Genomic DNA, 16,693 nt, shown 5'->3' with positions numbered 1-16,693 from the left:
CCGTCGCGGACCAGTTCCGGTCGTACGCTTCGCCCATGGCGGGAAGGCGGCCGGGCACACCGGACACTCGCGGCGAGATCGTCGCCGCAGCGCGAGCAGAGCTCGCGCAGCGCGGGTACGACGGTACGTCGATCCGCGCCGTGGCTCGCCGGGCCCGTGTCGACCCGGCTCTCGTCCACCACTACTTCAAGGACAAGCAGCGGCTCGTCGCTGCGGCGCTCCAGCTCCCGCACGCCATGAGCGAGGCGATGGAGCCGGTGCTCGAGGCCCCGTACGAGGAGGTCGGCCGCACCTTCGTTCGTGTCCTGCTGACCTCGTGGGACGACCCCGTCAACCGGGAGGCCGTGGTTGCTGCCGCCCGCAGCGGCCTGGGCAGCGCGGAGCAGGGCGAGCTCACCCGTGACTTCGTCCTGAAGGGGCAGATCGCCGCCTTGGTCGAGCGCCACTGCCCGGAGGCCCCGCCGCTGACGTCCGCGCTGCTGGTGTCGCAGATGGTGGGCCTGCTGACGGCACGCTACCTGCTGGCGGTCGAGCCGCTGGCCTCGATGCCGGTCGAGGAGATCGTCGAGGTGGTCGGACCGACAGTGCAGGGCTACCTGGCGCTGCGCTCGTCCGAAGGGGCCGCCGCCACATGACGGACCGGTCGCCGGCCGGACGGAACGACGCTGTGACGGTCGACGGCCTCCGTGTCGTCCGCCAGGGTCGCGAGGTCCTCGCTGACCTTTCGTGCACGGTGCCGGTGGGGACGGTGACGGGGCTGCTGGGGCCGTCGGGCTCGGGCAAGTCCACACTCATGCGATCCGTGGTGGGGGTGCAGACGGTCGACGGCGGCGAGGTCCGCGTCTTGGGCGAGCCTGCAGGGTCCCCGTCGTTGCGCGACCGTGTCGGCTACATGACGCAGAGCCCGAGCGTGTACGGAGGCATCACGGTCGCCGACAACCTGCGCTTCTTCGCGCGGGTCCTGGGGGCCCGTACGGGCGAGGTCGACCGCGTGCTCGACCTCGTCGACCTGACCCGGTACGCCAGCACGCGTGTCGACCGGCTGTCCGGCGGCGAGCGCAGTCGCGTCTCGCTCGCGGCCGCACTGCTCGGATCGCCGCGGCTGCTCGTGCTCGACGAGCCGACGGTGGGCCTCGACCCCGTGCTGCGCGTGCGGTTGTGGGACCTGTTCGCGCGCCTCGCCGCCGACGGCATCTCGTTGCTCGTCTCCAGCCACGTGATGGACGAGGCGCAGCGCTGCGACGGCCTGCTCCTGCTCCGCGACGGGGCCTTGCTCGCCCAGGGCACTCCGGCCGGTCTGCTGCGGCGTACCGGCACGTCCGACGTCGAGGCGGCGTTCCTCGCCCTCGTCGCCGAGAAAGCGGGGTGAGGCGCGATGAACGGCCGCGTCACGGCTGCCGTCACCGTGCGGGTGCTCACCCAGCTCCGCCACGACCGCCGCACGATGGCGCTGATGCTGGTGGTTCCGTGCGTCCTCATGACGCTGCTGTGGTGGGTCTACTCCGACGCCGGGGCGCTGTTCGACGGGATCGGCCCGCAGCTGCTCGGGATCTTCGGTTTCGTCGTGATGTTCCTCGTGACCTCGGTGACGACGCTGGGGGAGCGGACCTCGGGCACGTTGGAGCGCCTGTTCACGCTGCCGATGGCCAAGCTCGACTTCCTCGTCGGGTACGCCTTGGCGTTCGCGGTGGTCGCCCTGGTGCAGGGCGCGCTGGTCGCCGGGCTCTCGGTGTGGCTGCTCGGGCTCGACGTCGCCGGAGGCATGGGGCGGCTGGTCGGGGTCGCGGTGCTCTCCGGCCTGCTGGGGACGGCACTGGGCCTGGCCGTCTCGGCGTTCGCAGCGACGGAGTTCCAGGCCGTGCAGTTCATGCCCGCGTTCGTGCTGCCGCAGCTGCTGGTGTGCGGGCTGCTGGTGCCGACCGACCAGCTCCCCGTCGTGCTGGAGTGGGTCTCGTACGTGACCCCGCTGACGTACGCGGTGGATGCGGCGTCGCAGGTCGCGGCGCACGCCGACTGGACGAGCGACCTCACCGTCGACGTGCTCGTGCTGGTCGGATTCGTGGTTGCCGCACTGCTGCTCGGCTCGGCGACGCTGCGCCGTCGTACGCCCTGACGCCCGACCGGCACAGGCGGCCGTCCCTCTATCCTCGGATCATGAGCACAGTTGCAGTGGTCGGTGCCGGTGCGATGGGAGAGGCGATCGTCGCCGGGATGCTCGCGCGGGGGTGGCAGCCCGCCGATCTCGTGCTGGCGGTGCGACGGCCGGAGCACGCCGAGGCGCTGCGGGAGTCGTACGGCGTCGAGGTGACCGATGCCGTCACAGCGGCAGCGAAGGCCGACGTGGTGCTCGTCGGCGTCAAGCCGTACGACGTGCACGGGGTCCTCATGCAGATCGGGCCCCGCCTGCGGCCCGATGCACTGGTCGTCTCGCTCGCCGTCGGACTCACGACGGCGCATCTGGAGTCCGCCCTGCCTGAGGGGACGTCGGTCGCCCGGGTCATGCCCAACACGCCGTCGCAGATCGGCGCCGGAGTCTCCGTCATCTCGGCGGGCGCGTCCTGCGACGACGCGCAGCTGGGCGTCGTCGACGACATCATGAGCGCCGTCGGCACCGTGGTCCGGGTGCCCGAGCAGCTCCAGGACGCTGCAGGAGCGGTCTCCGGGTCCGGTCCGGCGTACGTCTTCTTGGCGATCGAGGCGCTGATCGAGGCCGGCGTCCACCTGGGGCTGCCTCGTACGACCTCGACGCAGCTCGCCATGCAGACGTTCGTCGGTGCGTCGCGACTGGCTGCCGAGACCGGTGAGCACCCCGCCGTGCTGCGCGAGCGCGTCACCTCTCCTGGGGGGACGACCGCGGCGGCGCTCGGCGAGCTCGAGGCCCGCGGGATCCGGGCTGCCTTCCTCGCCGCCACGAGGGCCGCTCGCGACCGGTCGGCCGAGATCGGCGGCTGACGGCGGCCGTCGGGGGACACCGACACGGAGAGACCTGTCTCACACGCCAGGGCTACGCTGGGTGGCATGGATCAGGGACCCGGGAGCGCCTGCGTCGTCTGTGACGATCGCCTGACCGGCTACAACTTCGGGCCCACGCACCCGATGGCGCCGATCCGGGTCGACCTCGCGATGGATCTGGCCACCGAGCTCGGCGTGATCGGCGACGGCCTGCAGAAGGTGGGCGCCGAAGCCGCCTCCGACGAGCTGCTGGCGACCGTGCACACGCCGCGCTACATCGAGGCGGTCCGTGCGGTGAGCGCCGACCCCTCGCGCCCCGACCCTTCGGTCGGCATCGGGACGGACGACAACCCGGCCTTCGCCGACATGCACGCCGCCAGCGCGTTGATCGTCGGCGCATCCGTCGAGGCCGCGCGGCGGGTGTGGACCGGCGACAGCCTGCACGCACTCAACGTCTGCGGGGGCTTGCACCACGCGATGCCCGACCGGGCGAGCGGATTCTGCATCTACAACGACGTCGCGGTCGCGATCCGCTGGCTGCTCGACCACGGTGCGCAGCGGGTCGCATACGTCGACGTCGACGCCCATCACGGCGACGGCGTCCAGGCGGTCTTCTACGACGACCCCCGGGTCCTCACGGTCTCCCTGCACGAGACACCGCAGACCTTGTTCCCGGGGACGGGCCTGGCCTCCGAGATCGGGGCCGGCGACGCCGAGGGCACCTCGGTCAACGTCGCCCTGCCGCCGGGCACCTCCGACGCCGGCTGGCTGCGGGCCTTTCACGCCGTCGTCCCCCAGGTCGTCCGCGAGTTCAAGCCCGACGTGCTCGTCACCCAGCAAGGCTGCGACTCCCACATGGACGACCCGCTCACCAACCTCATGCTCAGCGTCGACGGCCAGCGCGCGTCGTACCTCGCGCTGCACGACCTCGCCCAGGAGGTCTGCGAAGGGCGCTGGGTGGCGTACGGAGGGGGCGGCTACGCCGTCCTCGACGTCGTGCCGCGGGCCTGGGCGCACCTCATGGCAATCGTCGCGGGGCGCCCGATCGACCCTGAGACCCTCACGCCGGAGGCGTGGCGGCGCCGCGTCGTGGAGATCAAGGGCGGCGGCAGCGCGCCTCTGCGGATGACCGACGGGCGCTCGACGTCGTACCGGGACTGGTCTTCGGGCTACGACCCCGCGAGCTGGCTCGACCGGCAGATCCTCGCCACCCGCAACGAGGTATTTCCGTTCTGGGGCCTCGACCCGATGCCCTGATCTTCTCTCTGCAGGCAGGGGCGTTTGGCGCTCCTGCCCGCAGTGCCCGTACCCTTGGCTGGTCTGCCCCACGCCCGGGGCATGCGTCAGATACAGAGAAGGTGAACCGTGGGTTCTGTCATCAAGAAGCGCCGCAAGCGGATGTCCAAGAAGAAGCACCGCAAGCTTCTCAAGCGCACGCGCGTCCAGCGTCGCAAGCTCGGCAAGTAGCCCTCGGCGCACCGCGATGGGCCGCGTCGTCCTGGTGACCGGCGTCGCGCGCGATCTCGGCTCGAGGCTCGCGCGCCGCCTCGTCGTCACGCCCGGCGTGGACAAGGTGGTCGGGCTGGACGTCTCGCCGCCGAGCGGCGACATGCACGGGATCAAATACGTGCGCGCCGACATCCGCACGCCCGTCGTCGGCAAGGTCCTTGCCGTCGAGGACGTCGACACCGTGGTGCACATGAACGTCGCTCCTCCGCAGCGCCAGCTCGGCTCGCGCAGTGCGGTCAAGGAGATCAACGTCATCGGCACGATGCAGCTGCTCGCCGCGTGCCAGAACTCGCGGACCGTCGAGCGGCTCGTCGTGCAGTCGTCGACGGCTGTGTACGGCACGTCGGCGCGCAACCCGGCGATGTTCACCGAGCAGATGGCGGCGCGCTCCGGCATCGCCGTCGGTTTCCCGAAGGATGCGGTCGACGTCGAGGCGTACGTCCGGGGTTTCGGGCGGCGCCGCCCCGACGTGGCCGTGTCGACCTTTCGGCTGAGCAACGTGCTCGCGGCCGACGTCTTGTCGCCGTTCGGCGAGTACCTCAAGCTGCCGGTCCTCCCGGCGATGCTGGGGTACGACCCGCGGCTGCAGTTCCTTCATCCGTACGACGCGCTCAACGTGCTGGCCCTCGCGGCGACCGGTGACGTCACAGGCAGCTACAACGTCGTCGGGCCGGGGGTGCTCACGCTGAGCCAGATGGCCCGCAGACTCGGGCGCCCGCTGCTGCGGCTGCCGTCGGTCGGCTTCAACGGCGTCACCGAGCGCGTGGTGCGGCTGATGAGCTCCGACTTCACGCCCGAGCTGACGAGGCTGTTCATGTACGGCCGGGTGGTCGACGGCAGCAAGCTGGAGCGTGAGCTCCAGTACGAGGTCCTCTACTCCACTCCGCAGACCCTGGACGCGTTCGCCGAGGCGATCGATCCGGGGCTCTTCTCGGCGCTGGGAGGCGCGCGTGGCTGACGTGCCGAAGGACGACGCCCCCCTCGGGACGCGTGGACGCCCAGGGCGAGGGACGGGCAAGGCGACCCCGTCCTCGGCCGCCCGGTCGCTGGCTGGCCCCGCGAAGAAGACGGCCGCGAAGAAGACCGCCGCGAAGAAGACCGCCGCCGCGAAGCCGGCGAAGAAGACCACCGAGGCCGCCGGTTCCCCGGTCGAACCCGAAACGTCCGCCGTCCAGATCGCGCCGAAGGTCGATGTGCCGCCGATCGGGAGCCCGGTCGAGCTCATCTCGGTGACGCCGCAGGAGATGCCGTCGCCGCCCGAGTCCCCGGAGCCGCCCGAGCCGGAGCCGGTCGCGCCACGCCTCGAGCTGATCCGCAACGACGGCGAGGACGACGACGCGGACGCGTCGACCCCCCCTACCGGCATCCCGCTCTCCGACTGGGTGAGCGCGCTGACAGAAGGGGCGCAGAGCGTTCTCGGCGAGGACTGGGAGTCCAAGGCAGCGCAGCTCCTCGCGCAGCTGCGCCGACGCCTGACCGGCGACTACGAGATCGACAGCTTCGGTCTCGACCCGCAGCTGCACGCGATCGGGATGGCCGCACTCCGTCCGATCGCCGAGAAGTGGTTCCGGATCGAGGTGCGCGGCGCGGAGCGCATACCGTCCGACGGCGGTGCCCTCGTCGTCGCCAACCACTCCGGCACGATCCCGGTCGACGCCGCGATGACCACGCTCGTCGTGAACGACCACGCGCACCGTACGTTGCGGCTGCTCGGGGCCGACCTCGTCTTCACCCTCCCGTTCGTCGGTGAGCTCGCACGCAAGATGGGAGCCACCCTGGCCTGCAGCGAGGACGCTGAGCGGCTCCTCGCCGAGGGGCACATCGTCGCGGTGTGGCCCGAGGGGTTCAAGGGCGTCGGCAAGCCTTACAGCGAGCGCTACAAGCTGCAGCGCTTCGGCCGCGGCGGCTTCGTGTCGGCCGCGATGCGTGCGGGTGTGCCGATCGTCCCGGTCTCGATCGTCGGGGCCGAGGAGATCTATCCGCTCGTCGGCAACGTGCCGTCGCTGGCGCGGCTGCTCGGGCTGCCGTACATGCCGATCACGCCGTTCTTCCCGTGGCTCGGCCCGCTCGGGATGATCCCGCTGCCGAGCAAGTGGATCATCGAGTTCGGGGACCCGATCCGTACCGACGCCTATCCGCCTGAGGCGGCCGACGACCCGATGCTTGTCTTCAACGTGACCGACCAGGTGCGCGAGACGATCCAGCAGACGCTGTACGCCCTCCTCGTCGACCGCGGCCACCCCTTCATCTGACGCGGGTTAGTGGCGGCGGGCGCGGGCCGCTCCGAGGGCGGCGCCGGTGACGGCCCCCGCGATCGCGGCGCCGACGAGCCCGGCCTTCGCCGCGCGACGCCCCGTGCGGAAGTCGCGGATCATCCAGCCCTCGCGCCTCGCGTGGTCGCGCAGGTGCGCGTCGGGATTGACGGCGCAGGGGTGGCCGACGAGCGAGAGCATGGGCAGGTCGTTGAAGGAGTCGGAGTATGCCGAGCAGCGATCGAGGTCGAGGCCTTCGTCGCGGGTGAGCGCGAGGATCGCGTCCGCCTTGGCGGGGCCGTGAAGCATGTCGCCGACCAGCCGACCGGTGTAGACGCCGTCGACGGACTCCGCCACCGTGCCGAGCGCGCCGGTCAGCCCGAGGCGGCGCGCGATGATGCGGGCGATCTCGACCGGCGCCGCGGTGACCAGCCAGACGCGCTGCCCGTCGTCGAGATGCCGCTGCGCGAGCGCGCGCGTCCCCGGCCAGATCCGGCTCGCCATCGTCTCGTCGAAGATCTCGTCGCCGACCTCCTCGAGCTCGCTGACGCGGTGGCCGGCGATGAACGCCAGCGCCGACGCGCGCGCGGAATCGACATGCTCAGGGTCCTCGACACCCGCGTAGCGGAAGTATGCCTGTTTCCAGGCGGCGCTGGCGATCTCGCGGGTCGTGAAGAACCGACGCTTGTAGAGCCCGCGGGCGAGGTGGAACAGCGACGCGCCCTGCATGATCGTGTTGTCCACGTCGAAGAACGCGGCTGCCTCGAGATCGGGGGGCACGGCCAGCGTCGACTCGACCTCGGCCGCAGCCGCAGCCGCCTCGCCGGCGAGCATCGAGCGGGCTCGCAGGTTGCGAGGCGGTCGGTACCCGTTCGCGTCCACGGCAAGAGCCTACCGATCGCGTGACCGCGGCAGGCGATCGTGGCTGTGTCAGACTCGTCGCCATGACGGTGAACGTCGCGGAGCTCGCGGGCCGGCAGGCGATGGCCGACCCTCACGGCACAGCATTCGTGGAGGGGTACGGCGCGGAGCGCGCCCTGACCTGGGCGGCCTTCGACGACCAGGTCTCGCGCGTCGCGGCCTGGTTCTCCGGGCAGGGGCTCGTTGCCGGGCAGCGTGTCGCGCTCGTGCTCGGCAACCGCCTCGAGCTGCCCGTCACGTACTTTGCCGCGCTCCGCCTCGGCCTGATCGTGGTCCCGGCGAACCCTCGTGCGCCTCGCGACGAGGTCACCGCGCTGTGCGCCACCACGGGTGTCCGGCTCGTCGTCTGCGAAGCCGAGTGGGCTGACGCGTTCGCCCGGGCCGGGCTGCCGACCGTCGTCACAGGCCACGAGGCCCCGCAGGCTCCCGTACGACCGTTCTCCGAGCTCCTCCAGGTCACGCCCGGCCCCAACGGACTCCCGCCGGCGCCGCCGGATCCCGAGACCACAGCGCTGCTGATGGCGACCTCGGGCACCTCGACCGACCAGCGCGTCGTGATCCTCAGCCATCGCGCCCTGCTGGCCAACATGGAGCAGGTCGCGGCCATCGAGCCCGCACCCGTGCGGCCCGACGACGTCGTCGTGATCATGCTTCCGCTCTTCCACGTCTTCGCGCTCAACGCCGTGCTCGGGCAGGCCGTGCGTCAGGGTGCCTGCAGCGTGCTCGTCGACCGGTTCCACGTCGAAGGGACCCTCGAGGTGGTCGTACGCCACGGGGTGACCGTGGTGCCCCTCGCCCCTCCGGTCGTCGCCGCCTGGTGCGGCCGGCCGGGCGTCCAGGCGGCGCTCGCCGGCGTCCGGCTCCTGCTCAGCGGTGCGGCGCCGATCGAGGCCGATCTCGTCGAGGAGTTCGGCGTGACCTCGGGCCATCCGCTCCAGCAGGGGTACGGCCTCACCGAAGCGGCGCCGGTCGTCACGACCACGCTCGGGCGGCCGCGCGACAAGCCCACGTCGGTCGGTGCTCCGGTCGCGGGTCTCGAGCTCCGCCTGGTCGACAAGGACGGCGCCGATGCCGAGCTCGGTGACCCGGGAGAGATCTGGTTGCGTGGCCCCAACCTGCTCAGCGGGTTCTGGCCCGACGGGTCGGGAGGGCCGCAGGACGACGGCTGGTTCGCCACCGGCGACGTCGGCATCCTCGATGCCGACGGCGATCTGATGCTCGTCGACCGCCTCCGCGATCTCGTCATCGTGTCCGGCTTCAACGTCTTCCCGCGGGAGGTGGAGGAGGTCCTCGCCGACGCGCCCGGCGTGGCGGAGGTGGCCGTCGTGGGTGTCGAGGACCGTGAAACCGGCGAGGCCGTACGGGCGTACGTGGTCGCCTCGCACCCCGATGCCGACGCCGACGAGCTCGCCGCTTCTGCGCTCGAGCACGCCCAGGGCCGCCTGGCCCGGTTCAAGGTTCCTCGTGAGATCGTGGTCGTGGACTCGCTGCCGCACACGACGACCGGCGAGATCTCCAAGAGCCGCCTTCGGGCGGCCGAGGCGCGACGAGGAGTGCTGGGGCTGCAGTGAGCACGGACCCGACAGAGAGCCGGTCAACCGACACGGCACGAGTGGTCGTCTACTCCAAGCCGGGCTGTCACCTGTGCGAGGATGCGGTCGCGCTGGTCGGCCAGGTGTGCGCCGACCTCGGGGTCACGTGGCGCGAGGTCGACATCAGCGGCGACGCCGAGCTGATGCACGTCTATGGCGAGCAGATCCCAGTGACGTTCGTCGACGGACGTCAGCACGACTTCTGGCGGGTCGACCCGACGCGCCTGCGCACGGCCCTCACCGCCTGAGCAGCGAGGACGTGACCCGTCTCACGGTGTCTGGAGCCCGTCCTCGATTTTGTTCTCACGTTCACAAGCTCTTACAGTGGAGCAGCCGGTGTTCACCGGTGTTAACCCGCCGGCAACATTCCGGACCCCCTCCCGCGGTGCCAGGAGCGATGTGAACCAGCTGCGAGCGCAGGCCAACGGCCGGCCCGTCTCGGGAATCCCTGAGGCGACGGTCGCGCGGCTCCCGGTCTATCTACGCGCACTCACCGGTCTCGGTGAGACCGGACTCCGGACGGTGTCGTCCGAACAGCTGGCCGCGGCAGCGGGAGTCAACTCGGCCAAGCTCCGCAAGGACTTGTCTTATCTGGGATCTTATGGCACCCGCGGTGTCGGCTATGACGTGGAGTACCTCCGCTACCAGATCGCGCGCGAGATCGGCGTCAACCAGGACTGGGCCGTCGTCATCATCGGCATCGGCAACCTGGGTCAGGCGCTGTCCAACTACGGCGGGTTCCGCTCACGCGGCTTCCGCATCGTCGCGCTGGTCGACGGCGACCGCAGCCGCGTCGGTGAGGTCCACGGCGACCTCCCGATCCAGCACACCGACGAGCTCGACCGTCTCGTCACCGAGCACGCATGCTCGATCGGCGTGATCGCGACCCCGGGTGACGCCGCGCAAGAGGTCGCCGACCGTCTCGTCGCCGCAGGTGTGACGAGCATCCTCAACTTCGCCCCGGCGGTCCTCGCCGTCCCCGAGGGTGTCGACGTCCGCAAGGTCGACCTGTCGATCGAGCTCCAGATCCTCGCGTACCACGAGCAGCGCAAGCGGGCCCCCGGTGTGGAGGTCGAGGCATGAGCGTCCTCGTCGTCGGCGTCTCGCACCGTAGCGCGCCGGTCTCCGTGCTGGAGCAGGTGGCTCTCGATGGTGAAGAGATCGCCAAGGTCGCCCAGGACGCGCTCGAGGCGAGCCACGTCAGCGAGTCGCTGGTCGTATCCACCTGCAACCGCGTCGAGATCTACGTCGAGGCCGAGCGCTTCCACGGGTCCGTCGAGGACATCTCCGACCTGCTCGTCGAGCGCTCGGGGCTGACCCGCAACGACCTGCTCCGCCACATCTACGTCCACTACGACGACGCTGCCGTCGCCCATCTGTTCTCCGTCGCCGCCGGGCTCGACTCGATGGTCGTCGGCGAGAGCCAGATCCTCGGCCAGGTCCGTACGGCGCTCCAGCGGGGCCAGGACGACGCGACCGTCGGTCCCGCGCTCAACGTGCTCTTCCAGCAGGCGCTGCGCATCGCCAAGCGCGGCCACGCCGAGACCGAGATCGACCGCGCAGGGCCGTCGCTCGTGGCCGCGTCCCTCGAGCTGGTCGCCAAGGCCGGCCACCGCCTGGAGGACATGCGTGTCCTCGTCGTCGGCGCCGGTGCGATGGCGTCCCTCGCTGCGGCCACTGCGGCACGACGTGGCGTGGCGAGTGTGAGCATCGCCAACCGGACCCACGCGAGCGCCGAACGGCTCGCGCTCAGCATCGGCGCCACCGCGGTGCCGTGGACGGAGCTCGACGACGCGCTGGGCGTCGCCGACCTCGTGATCTCCTGCACCGGCGCGACCGGCACGGTGATCGGCGCCGACCAGGTGCGCCGCGCGGCCACGGGCCGTGCAGCCCCGTACGTGATGATCGATCTCGCGCTCCCGCGTGACCTCGACGACGACGTCGCCGGCCTGCCCGGTGTCATGGTGCTCGGTCTCGCGGCGCTGCAGGAGATGCTCGCCGACGAGAAGGGCACCGCCGACATCGATGCCGTCCGCGACATCGTCTCGAGCGAGGTGGCGGCGTTCCTTTCGGCGCGGCACGCGGCCAAGGTGACCCCGACCGTGGTGGCACTGCGGTCGATGGCGACCGGTGTCGTGGAGTCCGAGCTCGCGCGGCTCGAAGGACGTCTGCGCGACGTCGATCCCGAGGTGGTCGCCGAGCTGCGTCAGACCGTGCGCCGCGTCGCCGACAAGCTGCTCCACCAGCCGACCGTACGGATCAAGGAGATGGCCGGCCGTCCGGACGCCCTGACCTACGCGAACGCCCTTGCCGACCTCTTCGCGCTCGACCCCGCGTCGATCGAGGCCGTCAGCTCGGTCGACAAGCCGCTCTCGAGCGGAGGTGGTCAGGCATGACCCTCCGTGTCGGTACGAGGGCGAGCGCACTGGCGACGACGCAGTCGGCGCAGGTCGCCGAGCGCCTCAGCGAGCTCACCGGCGTCGAGACCACGCTGGTGACGATCTCGACAGAGGGCGACCGCAACAGCAGGCCGCTGACCGACTTCGGCGGTCAGGGCGTGTTCGTGTCGGCGCTGCGCGATGCGTTGCTCGCCGGCGAGGTCGACGTCGCCGTCCACTCCCTGAAGGACCTTCCGACCGCACCCGCCGAGGGCATCGCGCTGGCTGCGGTGCCGCCGCGGGTCGATCCCCGCGACGCCGTCGTGGCGCGTGACGGTCTGACGCTCGGCGAGCTCCCGCCCGGTTCCCGGATCGGGACCGGCTCCCCGCGGCGCGCCGCCCAGCTCAACGCGCTGGGCCTCGGCGTCGAGGTGGTCGGCCTTCGCGGCAACGTCGACACGCGGATCGGCAAGGTCCGCAACGGCGAGCTGGACGCGGTCGTGCTGGCCGCCGCCGGTTTGCGTCGCCTTGGCAGGATCGAGGAGGCGACCGAGCTCCTCGACCCGCTGCAAGTTCTCCCCGCACCCGGGCAGGGTGCACTGGCGTGCGAGTGCCGTGCCGACGACAGCGAGGTCGTCGCCCTGCTCGCCCACCTCGACGACGACGCGACCCACGCCGCCGTCACCGCAGAGCGCAGCCTGCTCGCCTCCTTGGAGGCGGGATGCTCGGCCCCCGTGGGGGCGTGGGCCGAGGTCGTCGACGACGACGGCACCCCCCAGCTGTGGCTCCGCGCCTTCGTCGGAGATCCCTCCGGCGCACCGTCCATCCGACTGTCCGCGACCGGATCCGTCCAGGACCCGGTCGGGATCGGCGAACGTCTCGCTGCCGAGATGCTCGCCGAGGGCGCCGACTCGCTGATGCGAGCCGTGGCCCCATGAAGACACACCCCCGTGAGTCAGTCCCCCTGAGGCAGACGAGGAATGAGAACCGTGAGCACCTCCACCGCCACCCGTAAGCGCAAGGCGAGCGAGCCCGAGCAGGCCGCGCCTGCTGGCAGTGCTGCCGACGACGCGACGGCCCCGGACGCCGTGACGCGTCCCGTCGGCCACGTGAGCTTCGTCGGGGCAGGACCGGGTGACGCCGACCTCCTCACGCTCCGCGCGAAGGAGCTGATCGACGCCGCCGATGTCGTGATCATCGAGTCCCCGGAGCAGGCGGCACTCGTGCCCGAGGGCGCAGAGGTCGTCGACGGCGGTCACGGCGAGGACGGCGGGGTGCTGACCCCGTCGGCACGCGGCCGTCTGGTCGTGAAGCACGCCAAGGGTGGCAAGAACGTCGTACGGCTCCTCGTGGGCGACCCGTTCACCTTTGCGACGGGCCCCGAAGAGGCCCAGGCCTGCAACAAGGCGAACATCTCCTTCGAGATCGTTCCCGGCGTCTCGTCGGCGTCGGCCGTCCCGGCGTACGCCGGTGTCCCGCTGACGAGCCGCTCGCACCGCGAGGTCGCCATCGTCCGCATGGGCGAGACCAAGATCGACTGGGCCCCGTACGCCGGTGACCAGACCGTCGTCATCCTCAGCGCCGTCAACACGATCAAGGACGTCGCGAACGGCCTCATGGAGGCCGGTCGTGCCCCCGAGACCCCCGTCGCGATGACGCGGGTCGGGACGACCACCGAGCAGTCGACGCTGGTCTCGACGCTCGAGAAGGTCGCTGCCGACGCCAAAGCCGCCAAGATGGCGCCTCCTGCGGTCACGGTGGTCGGCGACGTCGTCAACCTGCGCGACACGCTGTCGTGGTTCGAGACCAAGCCGCTGTTCGGCTGGCGCGTCCTGGTGCCCCGCACCAAGGAGCAGGCCGCGACCCTCGCCAACCGTCTGCGCAGCTATGGCGCGGTCTCCGAGGAGGTCCCCACGATCTCCGTCGAGCCCCCGCGCAACCCGCAGCAGATGGACAAGGCCGTGCGCGGCCTCGTCGAGGGCCGGTACGAGTGGGTCGCGTTCACCAGCGTGAACGCCGTCAAGGCCGTCCGCGAGAAGTTCGACGAGTACGGTCTGGACGCGCGCGCGTTCTCCGGCCTCAAGGTCGCCGCGGTCGGTGAGAAGACCGCCGAGGCGATTGCCGCCTGGGGCATCCGCCCGGACCTGGTCCCCAGCGGGGAGCAGTCGGCGCGGGGTCTGCTCGAGGACTGGCCGCCGTACGACGCGCTGCTCGACCCGATCAACCGGGTCTTCCTCCCGCGTGCCGACATCGCGACGGAGGCGCTCGTCGCCGGTCTGGTCGAGCTCGGCTGGGAGGTCGACGACGTGACGGCTTACCGCACCGTGCGCGCCGCGCCGCCGCCGGCGCCGACCCGCGAGGCGATCAAGTCCGGCAAGTTCGACGCGGTGGTCTTCACCTCGAGCTCGACGGTCCGCAACCTCGTGGGCATCGCCGGCAAGCCGCACGCCACGACCGTGATCGCCTGCATCGGCCCGGCGACCGCGCAGACCGCCGAGGAGCACGGCCTGCGGGTCGACGTGGTCGCGCCGTCGCCGTCCGCGGAGGTCCTCGCCGACGCGCTCGCGGACTTCGGCGCGAAGCGTCGTCGGACGATGATCGACGCGGGTGACCCGGTCACCAAACCGTCGCAGCGCACCAAGGGCTCGCGCCGCCGGAGCTGATGATGGTCTCGCGCGACGGTGCCTTCCCCGACGTCCGGCCCCGACGTCTCCGCACCACTGCGGCCATGCGCCGGATGGTGTCGGAGACGTCGGTGGAGCCGCGCCAGCTCGTGCTGCCGATGTTCGTCGCCGAGGGGCTCGCGCAGCCGCGGGAGATCTCGAGCATGCCGGGCGTCGTCCAGCACACGCGTGACTCGGCGCGCAAGGCCGTCGTCGAGGCGGCCGAGCTCGGTCTCGGGGGCGTCATGCTCTTCGGGGTGCCGGAGTGCAAGGACGCGACCGGCTCCGGCGCAGTCGCCGACGACGGCATCCTCAACGTCGCGATCCGTGACGTCCGCGAGGAGGTCGGCGACGCGCTGGTCGTGATGTCGGACCTGTGCCTCGACGAGTTCACGGATCATGGCCACTGCGGCGTCCTGACCGCCGACGGACGGGTGGACAACGATGCGACGCTCGCGATCTACGCCGAGATGGCGCTCGCCCAGGCGCGTGCAGGGGCTCACCTGCTGGGCCCCAGCGGCATGATGGACGGCCAGGTCGGTGTCATCCGCCGGGCGCTGGACCAGGCGGGCCTCACCGACACGGGGGTGCTGGCGTACGCGGCCAAGTACGCGTCGGCGTTCTACGGCCCCTTCCGCGAGGCGGTGTCGTCGTCGCTGGAGGGTGATCGCCGGACGTACCAGCAGGATCCGGCCAACGGCCGCGAGGCGTTGCGAGAGGTGGCGCTCGACATCGCCGAGGGCGCCGACATCGTCATGGTGAAGCCGGCGATGGGCTTCCTCGACGTGGTGGCCTCGGTCCGCGCCGCGGTCGACGTGCCCGTGGCGGCCTACAACATCTCGGGCGAGTACGCGATGGTCGAGGCCGCCGCCGCCAAGGGCTGGATCGACCGGGATGCCGCGATCGCCGAGACCCTGCTCTCGATCCGGCGCGCGGGCGCCGACATCGTGCTGACCTACTGGGCGAGCGAGTACGCCGCCCGCCTCGCGCGCTGAGGCTCAGACAGCGGCCGACGCGGCAGCCTCGGCGGCTTCCTTGCCGTTCGCGTACGCCGTGACGTAGGCGTCGACGCACTTCTGGAGCGTCTCGCCGCTGACCCCGAGCGTCGCGCAGAACACCTGGGCGAGCTCGGTCGCCGTGGGCTCGGGGTCGGGCTGCGTCGTCGTCGGCGGGTCGGTCGGGTCCGGCTCCGTCGGAGTGCTGGGCTCGGTCGGCGTCGGATCCGTGGGCGTCGTCGGGTCTGTCGGCGTCGTGGGATCGGTGGGATCCGTCGGCGTCGTCGGATCGGTCGGATCGGTCGGGTCCGTCGGCGTGGTCGGGTCCGTGGGATCGGTCGGCTTGGTCGGCGGGTCCGTCGGTTTCGTCGGCGGAGGTGTCGGCTTGCCGGGCTGGACCGTCAGGCTGCCCTTGGGGGGCTTGACGGGCTTGGGCGGCTTGACGGTGAGCTTCACGATCGTCGGGGTCGGCTGTGAGTTGCCGGCGCCCGGGCCACCCGGGAGCGGGGAGAGTGGCGTGGGACCCAGGGGGCCCAGCGGCAGGGAGGGCGAGCCGGGGAACGGGGCGTTCGGGAGCAGACCGATCGGGTTGGCGGAGCCGTAGCCGCGCGCGATCGTCAGGACCTGGTCGGCGTACGTGGTGGAGCGGTTGTACGACATCAGCGCCGCGCGGGCGCCTGTGTCGGTGCTCAGGTCGTGGCCGCCGACACAGAGGTAGACCGCTGCGCCGAGCGCCGCGTCGTTGATGTTGTTGGGGTTGGCCTTGCCGTCACCGTCGGCGTCGACCCCGACGGAGGTCCACGTGGACGGGATGAACTGCATCGGGCCGACCGCGCGGTCCCAGACCGCGTCGCCGTCCCAGGCGCCCTTGTCGGTGTCGGGGATGCGTGCGGTGTTGTTGGTGCCGTTGAGGGGGATCCCGATGATGGCGCGCGTCGTCGCGCCGGTGCTCATGACGGTGGCGCCACCGAACTGGCCGTGGTTGGACTCGACGCGGCCGATCGCGGCGAGCAGCTCCCACGAGAGCTTGCACTCGGGCTTGGTCGCGGCCATGACGCTGGCGGCCCGCTGGTAGGCGGCGAGGGCGGGCGCGGGGATGTCCGAGGGGGCCGAGACCACGGGCGGACCCGCGACCTGGCTCAGTGACTGCTGCTGGACCGGGTCCTGACCGGGCGTGACCTGGAGGTTGGGGCCGCTCACGGGGACCTCGGGGGACCCCTCGTCGTACGCGGTGTAGGCGGCGGCGTCGACCGGACCGCCCTGGCCCGGCATCGCGACGGCGGCGCCCCAGGCGCCGGCGATGAGCGCGCAGGGGAGCAGCGCTGCGGTCGTCTGCCACCAGCTGCTGCTCTTGTCGCCGCGCTCGGTGCGCTCGTCGCGTTCCGCCATTCGCCTCATCACTCCTCGTGAGCCCGATCTCGCGATGTCCCG

At 71.5% G+C, this 16,693-nt stretch carries 17 protein-coding genes; 15 read left to right on the top strand and 2 right to left on the bottom strand.

The window, feature by feature from the left end; all coding sequences use genetic code 11:
• The first annotated feature begins 35 nt into the window (after positions 1-35).
• From HCT63_RS14365 to HCT63_RS14330, 8 genes are all read left to right on the top strand, one after another.
• Positions 36-635 (top strand): TetR family transcriptional regulator, encoded by a 600-nt coding sequence (locus HCT63_RS14365; RefSeq protein ID WP_167006096.1) that lies wholly within the window; start codon positions 36-38, stop codon positions 633-635.
• Complete coding sequence (locus HCT63_RS14360; protein WP_167006093.1) at positions 632-1,369, top strand: ABC transporter ATP-binding protein; 738 nt, start codon at positions 632-634, stop codon at positions 1,367-1,369. The genes HCT63_RS14365 and HCT63_RS14360 overlap by 4 nt, the downstream gene beginning before the upstream one ends.
• Before the next feature lie 6 nt (positions 1,370-1,375).
• Positions 1,376-2,113, top strand: coding sequence for an ABC transporter permease (locus HCT63_RS14355; protein ID WP_167006090.1), 738 nt, complete (start codon positions 1,376-1,378; stop codon positions 2,111-2,113).
• A 41-nt stretch (positions 2,114-2,154) separates the two neighbouring features.
• Positions 2,155-2,952 carry a pyrroline-5-carboxylate reductase gene (gene proC / locus HCT63_RS14350; protein ID WP_167006087.1) on the top strand — a complete coding sequence of 266 codons (798 nt, stop codon included), beginning with the start codon at positions 2,155-2,157 and terminating at the stop codon, positions 2,950-2,952.
• Between the two features lie 66 nt (positions 2,953-3,018).
• The gene (locus HCT63_RS14345) at positions 3,019-4,209 is read left to right on the top strand and encodes an acetoin utilization protein AcuC (protein ID WP_167006085.1); all 1,191 of its coding nucleotides are present in this window, start codon (positions 3,019-3,021) and stop codon (positions 4,207-4,209) included.
• 108 nt (positions 4,210-4,317) lie between these two features.
• Positions 4,318-4,419 (top strand): AURKAIP1/COX24 domain-containing protein, encoded by a 102-nt coding sequence (locus tag HCT63_RS14340; RefSeq protein WP_100414870.1) that lies wholly within the window; start codon positions 4,318-4,320, stop codon positions 4,417-4,419.
• Positions 4,420-4,435: 16 nt separating this feature from the next.
• Positions 4,436-5,419, top strand: coding sequence for an NAD-dependent epimerase/dehydratase family protein (locus HCT63_RS14335; RefSeq protein WP_167006082.1), 984 nt, complete (start codon positions 4,436-4,438; stop codon positions 5,417-5,419).
• Positions 5,412-6,713 (top strand): lysophospholipid acyltransferase family protein, encoded by a 1,302-nt coding sequence (locus HCT63_RS14330; protein WP_243843040.1) that lies wholly within the window; start codon positions 5,412-5,414, stop codon positions 6,711-6,713. The genes HCT63_RS14335 and HCT63_RS14330 overlap by 8 nt, the downstream gene beginning before the upstream one ends.
• A gap of 6 nt (positions 6,714-6,719) precedes the next feature.
• Here the strand turns inward: HCT63_RS14330 and HCT63_RS14325 are convergent, their stop codons facing one another.
• Positions 6,720-7,547 (bottom strand): HAD-IB family hydrolase, encoded by an 828-nt coding sequence (locus HCT63_RS14325; protein WP_167007162.1) that lies wholly within the window; start codon positions 7,545-7,547, stop codon positions 6,720-6,722.
• 110 nt (positions 7,548-7,657) lie between these two features.
• Between HCT63_RS14325 and HCT63_RS14320 the strand changes: the two genes are divergently transcribed.
• The 7 genes from HCT63_RS14320 (at position 7,658) to hemB (ending at position 15,262) form a co-directional block, all read left to right on the top strand.
• A complete protein-coding gene (locus HCT63_RS14320) occupies positions 7,658-9,205 on the top strand; it encodes an AMP-binding protein (RefSeq protein WP_167006078.1) in 1,548 nt (515 codons plus the stop codon).
• Positions 9,202-9,474, top strand: a complete 273-nt coding sequence (locus tag HCT63_RS14315; RefSeq protein WP_243843039.1) for a glutaredoxin family protein — start codon at positions 9,202-9,204, stop codon at positions 9,472-9,474. Before HCT63_RS14320 ends, HCT63_RS14315 begins: the two co-directional genes overlap by 4 nt.
• 151 nt (positions 9,475-9,625) lie before the next feature.
• Positions 9,626-10,309, top strand: coding sequence for a redox-sensing transcriptional repressor Rex (locus tag HCT63_RS14310; RefSeq protein ID WP_167006070.1), 684 nt, complete (start codon positions 9,626-9,628; stop codon positions 10,307-10,309).
• Positions 10,306-11,622, top strand: coding sequence for a glutamyl-tRNA reductase (locus HCT63_RS14305; protein WP_167006067.1), 1,317 nt, complete (start codon positions 10,306-10,308; stop codon positions 11,620-11,622). The genes HCT63_RS14310 and HCT63_RS14305 overlap by 4 nt, the downstream gene beginning before the upstream one ends.
• Positions 11,619-12,542 (top strand): hydroxymethylbilane synthase, encoded by a 924-nt coding sequence (gene hemC, locus HCT63_RS14300; protein ID WP_167006064.1) that lies wholly within the window; start codon positions 11,619-11,621, stop codon positions 12,540-12,542. The genes HCT63_RS14305 and hemC overlap by 4 nt, the downstream gene beginning before the upstream one ends.
• A 150-nt stretch (positions 12,543-12,692) precedes the next feature.
• Entirely contained in the window at positions 12,693-14,267 is a 1,575-nt protein-coding gene (gene cobA / locus HCT63_RS14295) for a uroporphyrinogen-III C-methyltransferase (protein ID WP_243843072.1), read from the top strand.
• A 2-nt stretch (positions 14,268-14,269) separates the two neighbouring features.
• Positions 14,270-15,262 carry a porphobilinogen synthase gene (gene hemB, locus HCT63_RS14290; RefSeq protein ID WP_167006059.1) on the top strand — a complete coding sequence of 331 codons (993 nt, stop codon included), beginning with the start codon at positions 14,270-14,272 and terminating at the stop codon, positions 15,260-15,262.
• Between the two features lie 3 nt (positions 15,263-15,265).
• Here the strand turns inward: hemB and HCT63_RS14285 are convergent, their stop codons facing one another.
• Positions 15,266-16,651, bottom strand: coding sequence for a lytic transglycosylase domain-containing protein (locus tag HCT63_RS14285; RefSeq protein ID WP_167006056.1), 1,386 nt, complete (start codon positions 16,649-16,651; stop codon positions 15,266-15,268).
• Between the last annotated feature and the right edge of the window lie 42 nt (positions 16,652-16,693).

Origin of the sequence: Mumia sp. ZJ430 (assembly GCF_011751845.1) — a bacterium.
Lineage (GTDB): Bacteria > Actinomycetota > Actinomycetes > Propionibacteriales > Nocardioidaceae > Mumia.
This window is presented reverse-complemented; position numbering and strand designations above follow the sequence as displayed.

Coding starts and splice junctions, on each gene's coding strand:
- HCT63_RS14325 (WP_167007162.1), bottom strand. CDS start 7,547: ATGCTCGCCGGCGAGGCGGCTGCGGCTGCGGCCGAGGTCGAGTCGACG.
- hemB (WP_167006059.1), top strand. CDS start 14,270: ATGGTCTCGCGCGACGGTGCCTTCCCCGACGTCCGGCCCCGACGTCTC.
- hemC (WP_167006064.1), top strand. CDS start 11,619: ATGACCCTCCGTGTCGGTACGAGGGCGAGCGCACTGGCGACGACGCAG.
- HCT63_RS14365 (WP_167006096.1), top strand. CDS start 36: ATGGCGGGAAGGCGGCCGGGCACACCGGACACTCGCGGCGAGATCGTC.
- proC (WP_167006087.1), top strand. CDS start 2,155: ATGAGCACAGTTGCAGTGGTCGGTGCCGGTGCGATGGGAGAGGCGATC.
- HCT63_RS14285 (WP_167006056.1), bottom strand. CDS start 16,651: ATGGCGGAACGCGACGAGCGCACCGAGCGCGGCGACAAGAGCAGCAGC.
- HCT63_RS14355 (WP_167006090.1), top strand. CDS start 1,376: ATGAACGGCCGCGTCACGGCTGCCGTCACCGTGCGGGTGCTCACCCAG.
- HCT63_RS14335 (WP_167006082.1), top strand. CDS start 4,436: ATGGGCCGCGTCGTCCTGGTGACCGGCGTCGCGCGCGATCTCGGCTCG.
- HCT63_RS14345 (WP_167006085.1), top strand. CDS start 3,019: ATGGATCAGGGACCCGGGAGCGCCTGCGTCGTCTGTGACGATCGCCTG.
- HCT63_RS14305 (WP_167006067.1), top strand. CDS start 10,306: ATGAGCGTCCTCGTCGTCGGCGTCTCGCACCGTAGCGCGCCGGTCTCC.
- HCT63_RS14360 (WP_167006093.1), top strand. CDS start 632: ATGACGGACCGGTCGCCGGCCGGACGGAACGACGCTGTGACGGTCGAC.
- HCT63_RS14320 (WP_167006078.1), top strand. CDS start 7,658: ATGACGGTGAACGTCGCGGAGCTCGCGGGCCGGCAGGCGATGGCCGAC.